General features: G+C 68.3%; 18 protein-coding genes. 1 reads left to right on the top strand and 17 read right to left on the bottom strand.

The genetic code is table 11. The features are described from left to right. The 17 genes from BT98_RS0119150 to BT98_RS0119230 form a co-directional block, all read right to left on the bottom strand. A partial coding sequence (locus tag BT98_RS0119150) for a UDP-2,3-diacylglucosamine diphosphatase (protein WP_027297416.1) occupies positions 1-371 on the bottom strand: 371 nt, incomplete at its 3' end. 148 nt (positions 372-519) lie between these two features. Next, entirely contained in the window at positions 520-1,536 is a 1,017-nt protein-coding gene (locus tag BT98_RS0119155) for a PDR/VanB family oxidoreductase (protein ID WP_027297417.1), read from the bottom strand. A 32-nt stretch (positions 1,537-1,568) separates the two neighbouring features. Beyond that, complete coding sequence (locus BT98_RS0119160) at positions 1,569-2,294, bottom strand: GntR family transcriptional regulator (protein ID WP_019462769.1); 726 nt, start codon at positions 2,292-2,294, stop codon at positions 1,569-1,571. A 5-nt stretch (positions 2,295-2,299) separates the two neighbouring features. Further along, complete coding sequence (locus BT98_RS0119165) at positions 2,300-3,364, bottom strand: aromatic ring-hydroxylating dioxygenase subunit alpha (protein WP_019462768.1); 1,065 nt, start codon at positions 3,362-3,364, stop codon at positions 2,300-2,302. 127 nt (positions 3,365-3,491) lie between these two features. Then, the gene (locus BT98_RS0119170) at positions 3,492-4,220 is read right to left on the bottom strand and encodes an ABC transporter ATP-binding protein (protein ID WP_019462767.1); all 729 of its coding nucleotides are present in this window, start codon (positions 4,218-4,220) and stop codon (positions 3,492-3,494) included. Beyond that, the gene (locus tag BT98_RS0119175) at positions 4,213-5,013 is read right to left on the bottom strand and encodes an ABC transporter ATP-binding protein (protein ID WP_169741501.1); all 801 of its coding nucleotides are present in this window, start codon (positions 5,011-5,013) and stop codon (positions 4,213-4,215) included. Before BT98_RS0119175 ends, BT98_RS0119170 begins: the two co-directional genes overlap by 8 nt. Next, the gene (locus BT98_RS25130; RefSeq protein ID WP_211254407.1) at positions 5,010-6,032 is read right to left on the bottom strand and encodes a branched-chain amino acid ABC transporter permease; all 1,023 of its coding nucleotides are present in this window, start codon (positions 6,030-6,032) and stop codon (positions 5,010-5,012) included. Before BT98_RS25130 ends, BT98_RS0119175 begins: the two co-directional genes overlap by 4 nt. Further along, positions 6,029-6,889 carry a branched-chain amino acid ABC transporter permease gene (locus BT98_RS0119185; RefSeq protein WP_019463203.1) on the bottom strand — a complete coding sequence of 287 codons (861 nt, stop codon included), beginning with the start codon at positions 6,887-6,889 and terminating at the stop codon, positions 6,029-6,031. The genes BT98_RS25130 and BT98_RS0119185 overlap by 4 nt, the downstream gene beginning before the upstream one ends. Positions 6,890-6,904: 15 nt before the next feature. Further along, the gene (locus BT98_RS0119190) at positions 6,905-8,083 is read right to left on the bottom strand and encodes an ABC transporter substrate-binding protein (protein ID WP_026033583.1); all 1,179 of its coding nucleotides are present in this window, start codon (positions 8,081-8,083) and stop codon (positions 6,905-6,907) included. A 61-nt stretch (positions 8,084-8,144) separates the two neighbouring features. Next, positions 8,145-9,137, bottom strand: a complete 993-nt coding sequence (locus BT98_RS0119195) for a catechol 2,3-dioxygenase (RefSeq protein ID WP_026033582.1) — start codon at positions 9,135-9,137, stop codon at positions 8,145-8,147. Further along, positions 9,134-9,856 carry an alpha/beta fold hydrolase gene (locus tag BT98_RS0119200; RefSeq protein ID WP_019463200.1) on the bottom strand — a complete coding sequence of 241 codons (723 nt, stop codon included), beginning with the start codon at positions 9,854-9,856 and terminating at the stop codon, positions 9,134-9,136. Before BT98_RS0119200 ends, BT98_RS0119195 begins: the two co-directional genes overlap by 4 nt. Next, entirely contained in the window at positions 9,846-10,697 is an 852-nt protein-coding gene (locus BT98_RS0119205) for a class III extradiol dioxygenase family protein (protein ID WP_019463199.1), read from the bottom strand. Before BT98_RS0119205 ends, BT98_RS0119200 begins: the two co-directional genes overlap by 11 nt. Continuing rightward, a complete protein-coding gene (locus BT98_RS25135) occupies positions 10,697-11,062 on the bottom strand; it encodes a hypothetical protein (protein WP_019463198.1) in 366 nt (121 codons plus the stop codon). The genes BT98_RS0119205 and BT98_RS25135 overlap by 1 nt, the downstream gene beginning before the upstream one ends. Before the next feature lie 129 nt (positions 11,063-11,191). Further along, positions 11,192-12,181, bottom strand: a complete 990-nt coding sequence (locus tag BT98_RS0119215) for a LysR family transcriptional regulator (RefSeq protein WP_019463197.1) — start codon at positions 12,179-12,181, stop codon at positions 11,192-11,194. Positions 12,182-12,326: 145 nt separating this feature from the next. Further along, positions 12,327-13,205, bottom strand: coding sequence for an NAD(P)-dependent oxidoreductase (locus BT98_RS0119220; protein ID WP_019463196.1), 879 nt, complete (start codon positions 13,203-13,205; stop codon positions 12,327-12,329). Continuing rightward, a complete protein-coding gene (locus BT98_RS0119225) occupies positions 13,202-14,107 on the bottom strand; it encodes an amidohydrolase family protein (RefSeq protein WP_019463195.1) in 906 nt (301 codons plus the stop codon). The genes BT98_RS0119220 and BT98_RS0119225 overlap by 4 nt, the downstream gene beginning before the upstream one ends. Continuing rightward, complete coding sequence (locus BT98_RS0119230; RefSeq protein ID WP_019463194.1) at positions 14,104-15,105, bottom strand: Bug family tripartite tricarboxylate transporter substrate binding protein; 1,002 nt, start codon at positions 15,103-15,105, stop codon at positions 14,104-14,106. The genes BT98_RS0119225 and BT98_RS0119230 overlap by 4 nt, the downstream gene beginning before the upstream one ends. A gap of 226 nt (positions 15,106-15,331) precedes the next feature. Here BT98_RS0119230 and BT98_RS0119240 point away from each other — a divergent pair. Then, on the top strand, positions 15,332-15,535 hold a 204-nt coding region (locus BT98_RS0119240; protein WP_027297419.1), incomplete at its 3' end, for a transposase.

Genomic DNA, 15,535 nt, shown 5'->3' on the forward strand with positions numbered 1-15,535 from the left:
CCATGCATCACCAGCAGCCGGCGGCCGTCGGCGGTGACGTGCTCGGCCTGCTGCACGAGGTGGATGCCGGCGACCTCCAGCCCCACCCAGTCGCGGAACATCTCGTCGTGGTTGCCGGGGATGTAGAGGATCTCGACACCCTCGCGCGCCTTGCGCAGCAGCAGGCGGATCACCTCGTCATGGTGGGCGTCCCAGTACCAGGACTTCCGCAGGCGCCAGCCATCCACGATGTCGCCCACCAGCACGATCCGCCCGCAATCCATGTCGCCCAGGAAATCCAGCAGCAGGTCGGCCCGGCTGGCGCGAAGGCCGAGATGCAGGTCGGAAAGGAACACCGTGCGGTAGTGGCGCCTCACGAATGTCTGTTGCATCCAGTGCCCGGCAACCTGTTTCGCGACCGGTATAGGATGCGGGAACCGGGACGGGCGTGAAGATTCCTTGAATGCTGGGCGTCAGCTTGCCTCCGGCAGGAAGTGCCCTGCGTTCCCCCCCCCGGTCGCGGGCCGCGCTCAGGGTGACTCAGGAATGCAGCATCACCTCCGGGCCGGACCGGAGCTGTTCGTCGCCACGATCCGCCGTGTCCAAGGTGATCGTGCCACCGACCACGCGGGAGACGCAGGCGCAGATCCTGCGACCTTCCTCGTGCTGATGGTCGCTGAAGAACACGTCACGATGATCCAGGATGCCGTCGGCATCCAGCACGTCCATCGCGCAGAGGCCGCACTCTCCGCGCCTGCAGTCGGACAGCACACCGACGCCGCTGGCCTCCAGCGCTTCCAGCATGCTGCTGTTGGCCGGCACCTGCACCTCGATGCCCAAGCGAGGAAGCCGGACGGTGAAGGCCTCGGTGGGATGGCGGCCGGAGGAACCGAAGGTTTCGAAGACCAGCCGGGCGCGCGGCCGACCTGCGGCAGCCCATTCGCGCTTCGCCGCTTCCAGCAGGCCGATGGGACCACAGATATAGGTTTCCGCTTCCGGTTCGAGCGACGAGAAGGCGTGCTTCAGGTCAATCCTTTGTCCGTCGGCGTCGCTGAAGACCTCCAGCTGCCCGCCAAGCTCCGCTTCCAGTTCGGCGAGATAGGCCATCTCTGCGCGGGATCGCCCGGCATACAGCATGCGGAAACGCGCACCACGCCGCCGCAGGGCCGATGCCATGCCACGGATCGGCGTGATCCCGATCCCGCCGGCGACCAGCAGGTACTCGGGCGCATCGCCGGAAAGCTGAAAGAAGCTATCCGGCGCCGTGACCTCGAGGCGCGCTCCGGTGGGCAGCGACCACATGTAGCGAGAGCCTCCCCTGCCCGGCTCCTCGCGCTTCACGGCGATGCGCCAGCAGCCATCCTGCGGCTGATCGCCGACCAGCGAATAACGGCGCAGGTCGATCCTGCCATCGACCATCACGCGCACGCAGAGATGGCTGCCGGTGGCATAGGGCGTCGCACCGCCCTCGGGTGCCAGGATGAATTCGCGAATGCCAGGCGTCAGGTCACGCGTGCCGCGAACCACCGCCGTGATCCACTGTCCGTCGAACCGCATCTTTCTCTCTTTCCTCCCACGCGCCGCCGCGTTCAGGCCGGCAGGCGGCGCTGGATCAGGGCGCCGCCCTGGACCAGATGAAGCTTGCCCTGGCGCAGGGCCAAGGCGAGGTTGCGATGGGCGAGGCGGGCGTGTTCCCGCATGATCGCCTCCGCCCGGGCGCCTTCCCGCAGCGAGATCGCCTCCACCACGCTGCGATGCTGTTCCTGTGCCACGGTCAGGATCACCCGCGCCTCGGGCAGCGCGCCCTGGGCCATGACGAAGCCGCTGGGAGATGCGAAAGGCAGCGCCACGGCCTGCCCGACCTTGCGCGCCAACACCGGGCTCTCCGCCAGTTCCAGCAGGAGCTGATGGAAATGCTCGTTCAGCGTCACGTACTCGGTGAAGTCGATTCCGGCAGCGGGGTCGCGCACCAGGACGGCGTCGATGCCTTCCAGGATGTCGCGCAGATGGGCTAAGCCTTCCGGCGAAGCGCCGCGCTCAGCCGCAAAGCGCGCCGCCAGCCCTTCCAACGTGCCGCGGACCTCGATCGCATCGCGGATCTCCCGCTCAGTGAAGGCCTTCACCATGAAGCCGCCGGACGGAATGGGCTCCAGCAGCCCTTCCTCCGCCAGCCGCGCCAGGGCCGCCCGCACCGGCGTGCGCGACGCGCCGAGGCGCTCGGCGACACCGTTCTCCGAGAGCCGTTCCCCCGGCGGCAGGCTGCCGCTCAGGATCACCTCCCGCAGCTTCAGCAGGGCCGCGACGCTCTGGGACATCGTGGCTACTCGGCCGCGACCGGCAGGGCGGGGGCGCCGCCGGTCTCGGCCTCGATCAGGCGGTCGATCAGCCGCCGTGCCCAGAGCGCCCCGGCATCGATGTTCAGGTTGTAGAAGACGTGATCCGGATGCTCGTCGATCGCGCGCTGTTGCGCTTCGACGATGATCTCGTCCTCCCGGAAGACCTTGGTGATGGAATCGCGGATATCGGTCGTCACGCGCTGCTCGTGGATGCGGTAGTCCCGTACATTGGCCCAGAAATAATGGCAGGTCTTGTCGGTTGCCGGCGTGATCGTGTTGATCACCACCATGCTGACGCCTTCCTTGCGGTCGCCCTGCGGCGCGCCGGTCCCGGTGGGGGCCACGCCCACGTCGATGGCCACCGTGCAGGGCGCCTCGAAGCGGATGATCTGCCAGCGGTCCACATTGCCGGGCTTGCCGAGCTGGGCGCGCCAGAAGGGCGGCGGATCGATATCGACCATCCAGCGCGTCACCGTCGCCGTCCTCTCGCCATGCGTGACGTCGAAAGGCGCTTCCGCCACCGCATCGTTGCCGATGCTGCTGCCATGGATATAGGTCTCATGGGTCAGGTCCATGAGATTGTCCACGATCAGGCGGTAGTCGCAGGCGGCGTGGATCACCTTGCCGTCGCCGGCCCAGGCCGGGTCGTGGTTCCAGTGCAGGTCCGGCACCAGCGCCGGATCGGCCAGGGCGGGGTCGCCCGGCCAGATCCAGACGAAGCGGTGCTTCTCCACCACAGGGAAGGAGCGCACGCTCGCCGACGGGTTGATCGTGTCCTGGGACGGCATGAAGGTGCAGCGCCCGCGCGCGTTGAAGCGCAGGCCGTGATAGGCACACTGCACCTCGTCACCCTTGAGCCTGCCCATGGAGAGCGGGACGAGGCGGTGCCAGCAGGCATCCTCCAGCGCCACGGCGCGATCATCCTGGGTGCGGTAGAGCACGACCTTCTTGTTGCAGATCGTGCGGGCCAGGAGTTCCCGCTTCACTTCCGCATCCCAGGCGGCGGCATACCATGCATTCAGGGGAAAGGTCGGGGTCCTACTGCCCATGGGGGCCTCCACACGGATCGTTTCCTGCCAACCTGTATACAAGCTGGATACCGACGTGCCAAGTCTTTTGTCTTCTATATCTCCTGGCACGCAGGAACCGGCCCGTGGGAGGGCGCCCCTGCCCTTCTCACATGACGGGAAGCACCACCCCCTTTCGAGATACGCCCAGGTATCGTTCCAAGACCTCCGTTTCCGAGCGAAGCACGGAACTCGGGGCCGCATGCACGATCCGGCCGCGTTCCAGGATCACCGCTTCGTCCGTGACGCCCAGGATCTTCTGTGCGTGCTGTTCCACCAGCAGCGCCGAAAGACCCTCGTCCCGCATGATCCGGCGGAGCGCCGACAGGAGCTCCTCCACGATGATCGGTGCCAGGCCCTCGGTCGGCTCGTCCAGCAACAGCAGTCGCGGGTTCAGCACGAGCGCCCGTCCCACCGCCAGCATCTGCTGCTCGCCGCCGGAAAGCTGGTCCCCCATGTTGCGGCGCCGTTCCTCCAGCCGGGGGAACATGGCGAAGACCTTGCGCAGGTCCCATGGCCCTGGCCGCGCCACGGCCGTCAGGTTCTCCTCGACGGTCAGGGAACGGAAGATGTTGCGCTCCTGCGGCACCCAGCCGATGCCTGCCAGGGCCCGCCTGTCCGGGGACAGGCTGGTGATGTCCTTTCCGCCGAGATGGACCGTTCCGCCGAAGCGGCGCGTGACGCCGATGATGCTGTTCAGCAGCGTGGTCTTGCCCATGCCGTTGCGCCCCAGCACCGCCATGGAGCGGCCTTCGGCGAGGCGCAGCGAGACATCGTGCAGCACCGCGGCCTGCCCATAGCCCGCCGCGAGATGCTCCACCGCCAGGATGTCAGCCATGCTCGCCCTCCCCCAGATAAACCTCCCTCACCCGCGGGTCCGAGGCGACCTCCGCCACGCTGCCCTCCATCAGCACGCCGCCCAGCACCAGGACCGAGATTCGGTCGGCGAAGCGGAAGACCAGATCCATGTCATGCTCGATCAGCAGCACCGTGACGTCGCCGGGAAGTTCCGCGATGCGGTCGAGGATCTCCTCGCGCTCCGCCTCGGGCACTCCGGCGGCTGGCTCGTCCAGCAGCAGCACACGGGGGCGGCAGGCGATGGCCAAGGCGATCTCCAGCAGCCGCTGCTGGCCATAGGGCAGGTTGACCACACGCTCCCCCATCACCCCCGACAGGCGGAATCGTTCGAGGATGGCCACCGCCTCCTCCACTACGGCCGGGCGGCTGCCTACGGACCGCCACCAGGAGCGGCCACCATAGAGCCTCTGGGAAATGGCCAGGCCTGCCGTTTCCAGCACGGTCATGGCGGGGAAGAGCTGGTTGATCTGGAAGGTCCGGGCCAGGCCGCGGCGCACGCGCTGATCGGGGCGCAGCGCCGTGATGTCCTCGCCTTCCAGCAGGATCCTGCCCGAACTCGGGCGGAGCACGCCGGTCAGCAGGTTGATGAGCGTCGTCTTGCCGGCGCCGTTCGGACCGATCAGGGCGTGGCGGCTGCCCCGGGCCAGCGAGAGGTTGACGTCGCGTGTCGCATGCAGCCCGCCGAAATGCCGGTTCAGGCCCAGCGTCTGCAGCGCCGGGGCAGGCCCAGGCTCGGGGCTGGACGAGGAAAGGTCCTGCAGCATTGCGCTCATTCGGCCGGCTCCGGGACATGGCTGGCAGTGGCGGGCTTGCGCCGGCGGAACAGGGCGAGCCAGTCGGCGATCCGGTCCCGGCCGATCAGCACCAGCGCCACCAGCACGAGGCCGATCCAGAACTGCCAGTACTGCGGCGTGAGGCTGGAAAGCACGTCCTGCATCAGCTTGAACAGGACCGCACCAAGCAGCCCGCCATAGAGCCAGCCGACACCACCGATCACCAGCACGAGAAGGATATCGGCCGAACGATGGAAGGCGAGCACGTCGAGGGAGACGAACTGCGTGGACTGCGCAAGCAGTGCTCCGGCGATCCCGGCCAAGCCAGCTCCCAGCGTATAGGCCGCCACCAGCCGGGCCCGGACGGGAATGCCGATCGCCCCGGCGCGCAGCGCATTCCCCCGGACCGCCCGCAGGGACCAGCCGAAGGGGGAATGCACGATCCGCCTGACCACCACGAAAGCCAGGAACAGGACGACGAGGCTGTATACAGCCGCCACCTGCCCACTTAGATCGAATTCGAAGAGACCGAGGAGCGGGCCGACCTCCATCCCCTGCAGGCCATCGGCCCCACCCGTGAGCCAGCTCAGCCGGTTGGCCAGCTCGTAGAGGACCGAGGCCACGCCGAGGGTGACCATCAGGCGCGTCAGGTCGCTGCCACGGAGAACCAGCAGGCTGGTCGCGCCGCCCAGCAGGGTCGCGGCCACCCAGGCCAGCCCGAGGCCCAGCAGCGGGTCGGAAACGCCTCGCACCGCCGCGATGCCGGCGACATAGGCACCGAGGCCGAAGAAGGCCGCGTGGCCCAGCGAGAGAATGCCCGCATAGCCGAGGATGAGGTCCAGCGAGAGCGCGAAAAGGGCCGTGACGGCGATCTCCGCGATCAGCAGGTAGCGGTCGGGGAACAGCAGGAAAGCCGCCACGATCGCCGCCCAGGCCAGGTATTCCGCGGGATGCCACCGGGACAGGCGCGCGAGCTGGGCCGATGCTTGCTGCGGAAAGCTCATGCCGGGGCTGCTCATCGGGTTGCCACCCGGCCGAAGAGACCCTGGGGCCGCCAGATCAGGACGGCGATCATCACCGTGTAGATGACGAAGGCGCCGAACTCCGGCACGTAGTACTTGCCGGCGACATCGGCGATCCCCAACAGGAGCGAGGCCAGGAAAGCCCCGGAGATCGAGCTGGTGCCGCCCACCGTCACCACGATCAGGAAGTAGATCATGAACTTCAGCGGGAAGCTGGGGTCCAGCCCCAGGATCTCGGCCCCCAGCGCACCGCCCAGCCCGGCGAGGCCGGAGCCGATGGCGAAGGTCACTGCGAAGATCACCCCCACATTGATGCCCAGCCCCCGTGCCACGCGCGGGTCATCCACTGCGGCGCGGAGCCGGCTGCCGAAGCGCGTGCGCGACAAGGCGAGATGCAGGGCCAGCGCGATCACGCCGCAGGTGACGATGATCAGCAGCCGATAGGCCCCCATGCTGATGCCCAGGAACTCGAACCGCGCGCGGAGCATGTCGGGGATCGCGATGAACTGCTGCGAGGACCCCGCCAAGTAGTCCACGATGGCCACGGACATGAAGACCAGGCCGATCGAGAACAGGACCTGGTCGAAATGGCTGCGCGCATAGACATGGATGTAGAGCGTTCGCTCCAGCAGTGCTCCCAGCAGGGCGGAGAAGAGAAAGACCAGCGGCAGGGCGGCCAGGAAAGGCACGCCCCAGTGATTCACCAGAACGAGGGCAGCATAGCCCCCGGCCATGGCGAAGGCGCCATGCGCCAGGTTCACCAGGTTCATCAGGCCCAGTGTCACCGCGAGACCGCAGGCGAGGATGAAAAGGACCATCCCATAGGCCACGCCGTCGAACAGAACGGTCAGCATCGCCGCCCTCTCCTCTCAGCCCGAGGCCGGCTTGGCCGGATCCCGGACAGCCGTGACCGTGGCGAACTCGACATTGTACAGCTCGCCATCCAGACGCTCGCAGCGGCGCATGTAGATGTTCTGGACGATGTCGCGGGTTTGCGCGTCGATGGAGATCGGCCCCCGCGGGCTTTCCCAAGACAGGCCCTTCATCGCCTCCAGCAGGATTGGCCCGCCGGAAGCGCCCTTGGTCTTCTCCAGCGCCTTGTAGATCAGCGCCATGCCGTCATAGCCGCCGACCGCCATGTAGTTCGGCCGCATGTCCTTGTTGGCCGCCTTGAAGGCCTTCACGAAGCTCTTGTTCAGCGGACTGTCATGCGCCACGGAATAGTGCTGCGACGTGACCACGCCGAGCGCCTGGTCGCCCATGTTGTTGAGAATGTCGTCGTCCAGCACGTCGCCCAGCCCGATCAGCCGGATGCCGGCCTCCTTCAGGCCGCGCTCGGCGAACTGCTTCATGAAGACCGATCCGGCGCCGGACGGCACGAAGATGAAGACCGCATCCGGCGAGGCATCGCGCGCCCGCTGCAGGAAGGGCGCGAAATCCGGGCTGGCCAGGGGGACGCGCAGGGATTCCGGCACCTGCCCGCCGGCCTGCACGAAGGGTTCCTTGAACCACTTCTCCGCATCGATGCCCGGGCCGTAGTCGGACACCACCGTGACGACCTTGCGGATGCCGTTCTCCGGCGCCCAGCGTCCCAGGGGCAGGGCCACCTGCGGGATGGTCTGGGACGTGCGGACGATGAAGGGCGACGCCTCGGTGATGCTGGAGGTGGCGGCCGCCATCACGACCTGCGGCACCTTGGCGCGCGTCGCGATCGGCGCGGCGGCGAGGGCCAGCGGAGTCAGACCGAAGCCCGCCAGGACGGCGGCCTTGTCGTTCACCACCAGCTCCTGCGCATGGCGCCGCGTCGCATCCGCGACATTGGCGTCGTCCCGAACGATCACCTCGACCGGACGCCCGGCCACCTCGCTGCCGTTCTGCTGCATGTAGAGGCGCACGGCGGCCTCGATCTGCCGTCCGGTCGAGGCGAAGGGCCCCGTCATCGGCAGGATCAGGCCGATCTTGAGCGGCTCCGCGGCCCGCGACAGGCGCGGTGCCGCGAGGGGCAGGGTCATCGCGGCACCAGCCGCCAGGAATTCTCTTCTTCTCATGGTTCTTTCCTCCCGAACAAAGACGCGGGACCGGACCGGCCCCAGCTTCCTGAACCTTCGATCAGTACACGATCCCCTCCGTGTCCATCTCCTCCAGGGTCGGCGTGCCATGGGTGTGGAAGCTCTCGATGGTCTTCAGGCCCCAGGCCTGGCCCTTCCGCCGCTCCGCCTCGCTCCAGCGGATCGGCTTCCAGTCCGGCGCCAGGATCAGCCGTGCGCCGGCATTGGCCAGTTCCACGCGGTTGCCGCCCGGCTCATAGACATAGAGGAAAAAGGTCTGCTGGATCGCGTGCTTGTGCGGACCGGTCTCGATATGGACGCCGTTCTCCAGGAAGATGTCGGCGGCGCGCAGGATCTCCTCGCGGCTGTCCAGGGCGAAGGTCAGATGGTGGAAGCGCCCGCGCCGTCCGTTGCTCTCACGGGAATAGGCGATGTCGTAGCTCTTGTTCGTGCAGGTGAACCACATGCCGGCCTCGACGCCGGTGTCCAGCACGATCTGCTCCGTCAACTGCATCCCGAGGCACTGCTCGAAGAACTCGCGGTTCGCCTTGATGTCGGCGGCGAGGCAATTGACGTGATCGAGGCGCCGTACGTTCACGCCGCGCCCGGGGAAGCGCTGAGCCTGGTTCTTCAGCGCCGGCCGCAACTCGGGTGGCGCCTCGTACCATTCCGTTTCGTAGTAGAGCTCCATCAGGTGCCCATCCGGGTCCCGGAAGCAGAGGGTGCGGCCGTGGCCCAGATCGCCATCATGCCATGACACGTCGTGTCCGCCGGCACGCAGCGCCGCGGCGCGGCGCTCCAAGGCTTGTGGGCTCCTGACGCGGAAGGCCATGTGGCCCATGCCGGAATGGCGCGCCGCCGTCAGCTTCAGGCAGTAACGCTCATAGTCGTCCCAACCCCGCAGATAGACCGAATCTCCCTGGTGGCCGCTCTCCGTCATGCCTAGGACATCGACGAAAAAGCGCAGGCTCTCCTTCGGCCTGGGCGTCAGCAGTTCCAGATGCCCGAGATGGGCCAAGTCCATCACGGGTTCCGCGGATTGAAGGGATGTCATGCCATCACTCCCAGGCGCAGCCAGGCACTCAGCACGCCGGTCACGGCGGCCGGTGCCTCGACCGTACTCATATGGCCGCTGTCCTCGATCACCGCGAGTTCGGCATCGCGGATGGCCGCCGCCATTTCCTCATGCTGCGACAGCGGGCTCCACCCATCCTGCCGTCCGCAGGCCACCAGGGTCGGACAGTCGATGCGTGGCAGGACCGCCGCCGCGTCGGGCCGGTTCAGCAGCGCCCTGACCTGCTTCCCGAAGATCTCCGGCGTGGCCCGGCACACCATCTCTGCCAACTGCCGCATCAGCGCGGGGTCACCGGCGCGCTGCGGATGCACCATGGGCGGCAGCCAGCGCTCGGCCAGGGCCGCCATGCCCTGTGCATGGGCGAGATCGACGAGCTCCTGGCGCTTCGCGGCCTCGCCCGGGCGGCGGGGATGCACGCCGGTGTCCAGCAGGGCCAGCCGCTCGACCCGTTCCGGGGCCCGATCCAGGATTGCCAGGGCGACGCGTGCGCCCATGGAATGGCCTGCCAGCGCGAAACGCTCAGGCGCCATGTCAAGAATGGCGCCTGCCATTGCTTCGATGGAATCGAGGCCCCAGAGATCCGGCACCAGGACATCGTAGTCCCGTTCCAGGCTGTGCCGCTGCGGCACCCAGACGGAGGCATCGCAGAGCAGGCCGGGCACCAGCACGACCGTGCGCCGTTCATCCCTATGCGACATGCGGCATGTCCTCGTAGATCACCTGGGCGAAGCCGGTATGCAGCGGTGCATGGTAGTTCCGGTGCAGGCAGCGCACACGCGTGGAAAGGGCGCCGCGCATGGCGAGCCACATGATCACCTCCGCCCCTTCCGCGCCGCCGCGCTCGATGAAGTCCTGCAGCCGCAGCCCGGCTAAATGCTCCGGGTCGTCCTGGAGCCGGTCGAGGAACTCCATGTCCCAGTCCTGGTTCTGATAGCCGAAGCGCTCGCCATGCAGCTGGTGCGACAGGCCTCCCGTGCCCAGCACGACCACGTCCATGTCCCTGGGGAAGCTCTCGACAGCCCGCCGCAGCGCCTTTCCCAGCCGGAAGAGCCGTCCCGGCCCCGGCACCGGGAACTGGAGCACGTTCACGGCGAGCGGGAGGATGGCGCAGGGCCAACCCTCCGCGTGATCCGGCCAGAGCGCCGAGACCGGCGTCAGCGCCCCGTGGTCAAGCGGCATGTCCTGGCAGACGGTCAGGTCGAATTCGTCATCCACCAGGCTGTGCGCGACATGCCAGGCGAATTCCGCGTCGCCCCGGACGGGCGGCAGGGGTCGCGGCCCGAAGCCCTCGTCGGCGATCGGATGCTCCCCGGCGACGGAAAGCGCGAAGGTCGGATAGCGGTCGAAGAAGAAAGAGGTGACATGGTCGTTGTAGATGAGGATCGCGGCGTCCGGCCTGCGCTCGCGCAGCCAGTCCTGCATGGGCCGGTAGCCGTCGAGCAGCTTCTCCCATCCGGGCTCCTGCCAAGCACCCTTGTCGATCAGCGCCCCGATGGAAGGGGCATGGGGCGAACCGAGGCCGGCGATGATCCGGGCCATCAGGGGGCTTCCTTCCGGCTGTTGCGGCTGGCGAGGTATTCCTCCAGCGTCTCGCCGCGCATCTGCGCGCCCGTGGCGGCCAAGCCATCGCCGCAGAGCTGCGACAGCCGCAGCAACGGGAAGACGTTCGCGCCACGCCGCACCAAGCCGATCCAGTCATGCGCCAGGACAAGCGCCCGGTCCTCGGGAGCGAGATCGTAGGGCGCCATCGCCGCTTCCGGATTGGCCATGAAGGCATCCCGCTTCGACGCATGACGCAGGTCGTAGCAGAAGCGGTTCAGCCGGAGCGCATTGGTGGCCGTCACCCCCGTGTTCAGGTAGGTGCCGGCGGGCAGGCGCCCGGGATCGAGCTGTCGGCTGCGCATCACCAGGACTTTTCTCCCCGTATCCTCCACCCGCTTTCCGGCCCTTCGCCGAGGCGATGGGTGCGGGCTCTTGAGAGTGGAAGCTAGACCGGCGAAGTGGGAAAGGTGTTATCGCTTCTTCGGCGCGCGTTATGCCGGGCCGACATAGGACCCACCAGCTCCAGCCCGCTCTCCGGCCAATCCTGGATGCTGGCCCTGCGCCGCGATCTCCTCGACATAGCGCCGCAACCCGTCCACCAGGACCTCGGCGGCTGCGGAGAGCGGCGTATCGGCACGCCGGATGAAGCCCGCCGGGCGCGGCCGGGAGACGGCAGGCAGCGGTGCCGCGCGGATCGTCCCCCGCAGCAGGTCACCCGCCATCATGGTATTGGGCATGACCGAGATGAAGTCGGTCGAATGCAGCATCTCGCGGATGAAGCCGTAGGAGGTCGAACGCATCGAGGTGGTCGGGGCGAGGCCCAGCGTTGCCAGGAGCTGGTCGATCTCCTGCCCCACGCGCTGGCCGATCGTCGGCAGCACCAGTTCCCAGCGGCGCAGCGCCTCCGCCGTGATGGGGGATTCGAAGACAGGATGGTCGATGCGGGCAAGGACCGAGATCGGTTCCTCGTACAACGCCTCCCGCAGCAGCCCGTCCGGCCTCTCGGGCGGATAGAGTTGCCCGATGACAAGATCCAGCTCCCCACCCTCCAGCTTGGGGAGGAGCTCCTCCGTCTTGCCCTGGACAAGCTGGACCACGAGTTCCGGGTGCTGGCTGCGCAGCCGCCCCAGCAGGCCCGGAAGCACGCCGGCGGCGGCCACGGGCAGGGCGCCCAGCATGATCGTGGCCTTCATCCGCCCGACCAGCCGGTCCAGTTCCTCATCCAGGCGGCGCAGTTCGCCCAGCAGGCGCCGGGCCGATTGCAGCACCACCTCCCCCGCCGGCGTCACGCGCACGCCGCGCCCGCTGCGCTCGAAGAGTTGCAGGCCCAGCAGCGCCTCGGCCTCCTGCAGGCTGCGGGTCAGGGCCGGTTGCGTGACGGAGAGCGCACGGGAGGCGGCCAGGATGCTTCCATGCGCCCCGATGGCATCGACAGCCCGCAGGAGCCGCAGCTTGAGTTGCTGATCGAGATGCCTCGGCATTTCTTCCTCCCCCGGAGCCCTGGTGCGCGCGGTCGGGACGGCACGCGCCAGGATGTCACCCTCCGAAGGCACGGCCCCGGCCAGGCATCATGCCTCACCGGGGCCGTCAATCCCAGCCGGGCCGGCTGCCGTGCCGGAGGACGGATCAGAGCTTCGCCAGGACCGCGTCCAGTAACGCGTCGAGGTCCTCGGTCGCCAGCTCCTCCGAGGAAAGCCTTGCCCCGCGATCGGCGGACCAGTCCTGCCGCTCCGCGATCGGGCCACTGAGGATCGGCGGCACGCCGACCTCCGACACAGTGCGGGCAACCTCGCGCATTTCCTCCGCGCGGCGCCGGCCATGGATCAGGGGACGGCTGATCACGTAACGCGCCAATCCACGCCAATCGGGATGCGGCAGGGTGTCGGAAAGGGAGGCCAGGACCTCCTTCTCCACACCGTAGCGCCGCGCGGCCAGGAGGCACTCCGTGGCCAGGGCCTCCAGGCCCTTGATCATCACGCTGCGGCACATCTTGACCGAGGAGGCGCGGCCGACCTCTTCCGAGAAGACCGTCAGGGCCATGTCGAAAGCCGACATGCTCACGGCGAAGGCCGTGGCGTGCGGCCCACCCAGCAGCATGGGCGAACGGAGACCCTTGGGCGGCACGCTGGTCATGACCGCGGCCTCCACATAGCGGCCGCCGGCCGCCTCCACGATCGCCGTGGCCTCGCGCTTCGTGCCGGGGGACACGGAATTCACGTCCAGCACGAAGGGGGCATGGCCGAGGCCCGCCGCGATGGAACGCATGGCGTCCAGATCGGAACCGGCCGTCACCGCGACGATGACCAGCTCCGCCCCCCGCACCGCCTCCAGCGGAGAGGATGCCGCCGCCTGTCCCGCCTGCCCGGCGTTCCGCGACGCCTTGCTGTCCGGGTCGGCGAAGGCGGGATCGAAGGCGGCGATCTCCGTGACGCCAGCGGCGCGCAGGTCGCGCGCGAAGATGCTGCCGACCTCGCCATAGCCGATGATCGCGATGCGCATGCTCATGCCGTCTGCTCCTCGCTCCAGTAGAGGCGGGCCGGGTTGTCCACCAGGATCTTCCGGCGTGCCGGCTCGTCCGTCACCGCCTCCGCCAGAAGGTCCAGAAGGTCGCCGTCATTGGGCATGTCCCCGGCGATGTTGGGATGCGGCCAGTCCGTGCCCCAGAGCACGCGGTCCGGCGCCACGGAAACCAGGGCGCGCGCAAAGGGAAGCGCGTCGTGGAAGGGTGCCCCTTCGGAGGAGACGCGTTCGGCACCGCAGATCTTCACCCAGGCCCTGTCGTTGCGCATCAGCTCCAGCAGGCTCCGGAAGGCCGGCTGCTCCAGCCCGCCCCGCGCCTTCACCCGCCCCATATGGTCGATCACGAAAGGAACGCGGATGCGGGCGATGCGGGGCGCCAGTTCCGTCACGTCCTGCGCGTCCAGATGCAGCACCACATGCCAGCCGAGAGGCTCGATCTGCTCCAGCACCCGCTCGAAGAAGCCCATATCCGGCATGCCGCCGAGATGGCGCACGAAGTTGAAGCGCACGCCGCGAATGCCGCCTTCGTGCAGGCGCGCCAGCTCGGCGTCGCTCACGCCGGGCTCCACCACGGCGACGCCGCGATACGCGCCGCCGGAGTGCGCGATGCCGTCCAGCGTCACCCGCATGTCGCTGCCGTGGCAGGAGGCGTGGACGATCACCGCGCGCTCGATGCCCAGGATGCCATGCAGGCGGCGCAGGCCCTCGAAGGGTGCGTCGGGCGGCGTGTAGGCGCGGTCAGGCGCATAGGGGAAGACGGCATCCGGGCCGAAGATGTGGCAATGCGCGTCGCAGGCGCCTGGCGGGGCCCGGTAGCGGGGCGGGCGCGTGTCCGGGTCCGGGCCCTTGCAGGTCGGGATGTCGCGGGGGGGCGATGTCTTCGTCACTGGCGCGGGATTCCTGCCTTCTCGATCACTTCGGCCCAGCGCACCGTATCGGCCGCCAGGAGCTTGCCCATGGCCTCGGCCGTTCCGCCCTGCGGCTCCACCCCCGACTGGGTGAGGATGTCGCGCACGGCGGGCCGCGCCAGCACGGCATTCACCGCCTCGTTGATGGCGGCGATGGCCGGGGCGGGCGTGCCCGACCTGGCAACCAGGGCGTTCCAGGAGGTCACATCGTAGTCCTTCACGCCGAGCTCGGTCAGCGTCGGCACGTCACCCAGGTTCGGCGCGCGCTTCGTCGAGGTGACCGCGATGGGTCTTATGGCCCCGTCATGGATCTGGCCGAGCAGAGGCGCCGTGATCTCGAATGCCAGGTCCACATCGCCGCGCAGCAGCGCCGTGACGAGCTGCGGCGTGGCCGGGAAGGCCACGGTTTCCGCCTTCACATCCGCCCTGATCTTGAAAAGTTCAGCCGAAAGGTTCTGCGTGCTCCCGGCATTGATCGTCCCGATGTTCAGGCCCCCGGGCTCGCGCCGCATCTTTTCCAGGAGGTCGGAGAAGCTCTTGATGGGGGAACCGGGCGCCACGATGAGCGCGATGGGAAAGCTGCCCAGCGTCACGATCGGCGCCAGGTCGCGCAGCGGGTCGAAGGGCAGCGAGTGGAAGAGGGTGCGACTGATCGCCGTCCCGTTTGTCGCCGCCATCAGCGTGTGGCCGTCCGCCGGGGCGTTCATCAGCTGCTGCGCGGCGGGGATACCACCGGCCCCGGGGCGGTTGTCCACCACCACTGGCTGCCCCAGCCGGTCGGCAAGGGGGTTGGCGACGGCCCGCACGGTGAGGTCCGCCACGCCACCGGCCGCGAAAGGCACGATGACGCGGATCGGGTGATCCGGGAAACGGGTCTGCGACAGGACGATACGGGGCGCCGCCAGCGTGGATACCCCCAGGAACGTACCCGCGCCGAGGAGTACGGTTCGGCGCGTGATCGCCGGATGATCGGTCATGCCTTTCCTCCCTGGCTCAATTGGCCTGGACGCCGGTGCGGCGGATCACGTCGCCCCAGCGTTCCCGCTCCGCCGTGATGAAGCGGCCGAATTCCTCTGGCGTGCCGGGCGAGGCCACGGCGCCTTCCGCCTCCAGCCGGGGTTGCAGCTTCTCCCCTTTCAGGATGCGGGCGCTTTCCGTGTTTAGAGCGCCTAACTAAACCCGGTATGATGCGTTTCTGTGGGCATGGCGAAGCCTTTGGTTTCTGATGATCTCTGGGCGGCGATTGAGCCGCTGTTGCCGCCCGAGCGGCCCAAGCCCAAGGGCGGGCGGCCGCGGCTGGCGGACCGGGCGGCATTGACGGGGATCGTGTTCGTGCTGGTCAGCGGCATCCCATGGGAGAGGCTGCCCGCCGAGATGGGCTGCGGCTGCGGGATGAGTTGCTGGCGG

Source organism: Roseomonas mucosa ATCC BAA-692 (assembly GCF_000622225.1).
Taxonomy (GTDB): domain Bacteria; phylum Pseudomonadota; class Alphaproteobacteria; order Acetobacterales; family Acetobacteraceae; genus Roseomonas; species Roseomonas mucosa.

Excerpts from the sequence above, each read along its gene's own strand:
- BT98_RS0119155 (WP_027297417.1), bottom strand. The coding sequence starts at position 1,536 with ATGCGGTTCGACGGACAGTGGATCACGGCGGTGGTTCGCGGCACGCGT.
- BT98_RS0119160 (WP_019462769.1), bottom strand. The coding sequence starts at position 2,294 with ATGTCCCAGAGCGTCGCGGCCCTGCTGAAGCTGCGGGAGGTGATCCTG.
- BT98_RS0119165 (WP_019462768.1), bottom strand. The coding sequence starts at position 3,364 with ATGGGCAGTAGGACCCCGACCTTTCCCCTGAATGCATGGTATGCCGCC.
- BT98_RS0119170 (WP_019462767.1), bottom strand. The coding sequence starts at position 4,220 with ATGGCTGACATCCTGGCGGTGGAGCATCTCGCGGCGGGCTATGGGCAG.
- BT98_RS0119175 (WP_169741501.1), bottom strand. The coding sequence starts at position 5,013 with ATGAGCGCAATGCTGCAGGACCTTTCCTCGTCCAGCCCCGAGCCTGGG.
- BT98_RS25130 (WP_211254407.1), bottom strand. The coding sequence starts at position 6,032 with ATGAGCAGCCCCGGCATGAGCTTTCCGCAGCAAGCATCGGCCCAGCTC.
- BT98_RS0119185 (WP_019463203.1), bottom strand. The coding sequence starts at position 6,889 with ATGCTGACCGTTCTGTTCGACGGCGTGGCCTATGGGATGGTCCTTTTC.
- BT98_RS0119190 (WP_026033583.1), bottom strand. The coding sequence starts at position 8,083 with ATGAGAAGAAGAGAATTCCTGGCGGCTGGTGCCGCGATGACCCTGCCC.
- BT98_RS0119195 (WP_026033582.1), bottom strand. The coding sequence starts at position 9,137 with ATGACATCCCTTCAATCCGCGGAACCCGTGATGGACTTGGCCCATCTC.
- BT98_RS0119200 (WP_019463200.1), bottom strand. The coding sequence starts at position 9,856 with ATGTCGCATAGGGATGAACGGCGCACGGTCGTGCTGGTGCCCGGCCTG.
- BT98_RS0119205 (WP_019463199.1), bottom strand. The coding sequence starts at position 10,697 with ATGGCCCGGATCATCGCCGGCCTCGGTTCGCCCCATGCCCCTTCCATC.
- BT98_RS25135 (WP_019463198.1), bottom strand. The coding sequence starts at position 11,062 with ATGCGCAGCCGACAGCTCGATCCCGGGCGCCTGCCCGCCGGCACCTAC.
- BT98_RS0119215 (WP_019463197.1), bottom strand. The coding sequence starts at position 12,181 with ATGCCGAGGCATCTCGATCAGCAACTCAAGCTGCGGCTCCTGCGGGCT.
- BT98_RS0119220 (WP_019463196.1), bottom strand. The coding sequence starts at position 13,205 with ATGAGCATGCGCATCGCGATCATCGGCTATGGCGAGGTCGGCAGCATC.
- BT98_RS0119230 (WP_019463194.1), bottom strand. The coding sequence starts at position 15,105 with ATGACCGATCATCCGGCGATCACGCGCCGAACCGTACTCCTCGGCGCG.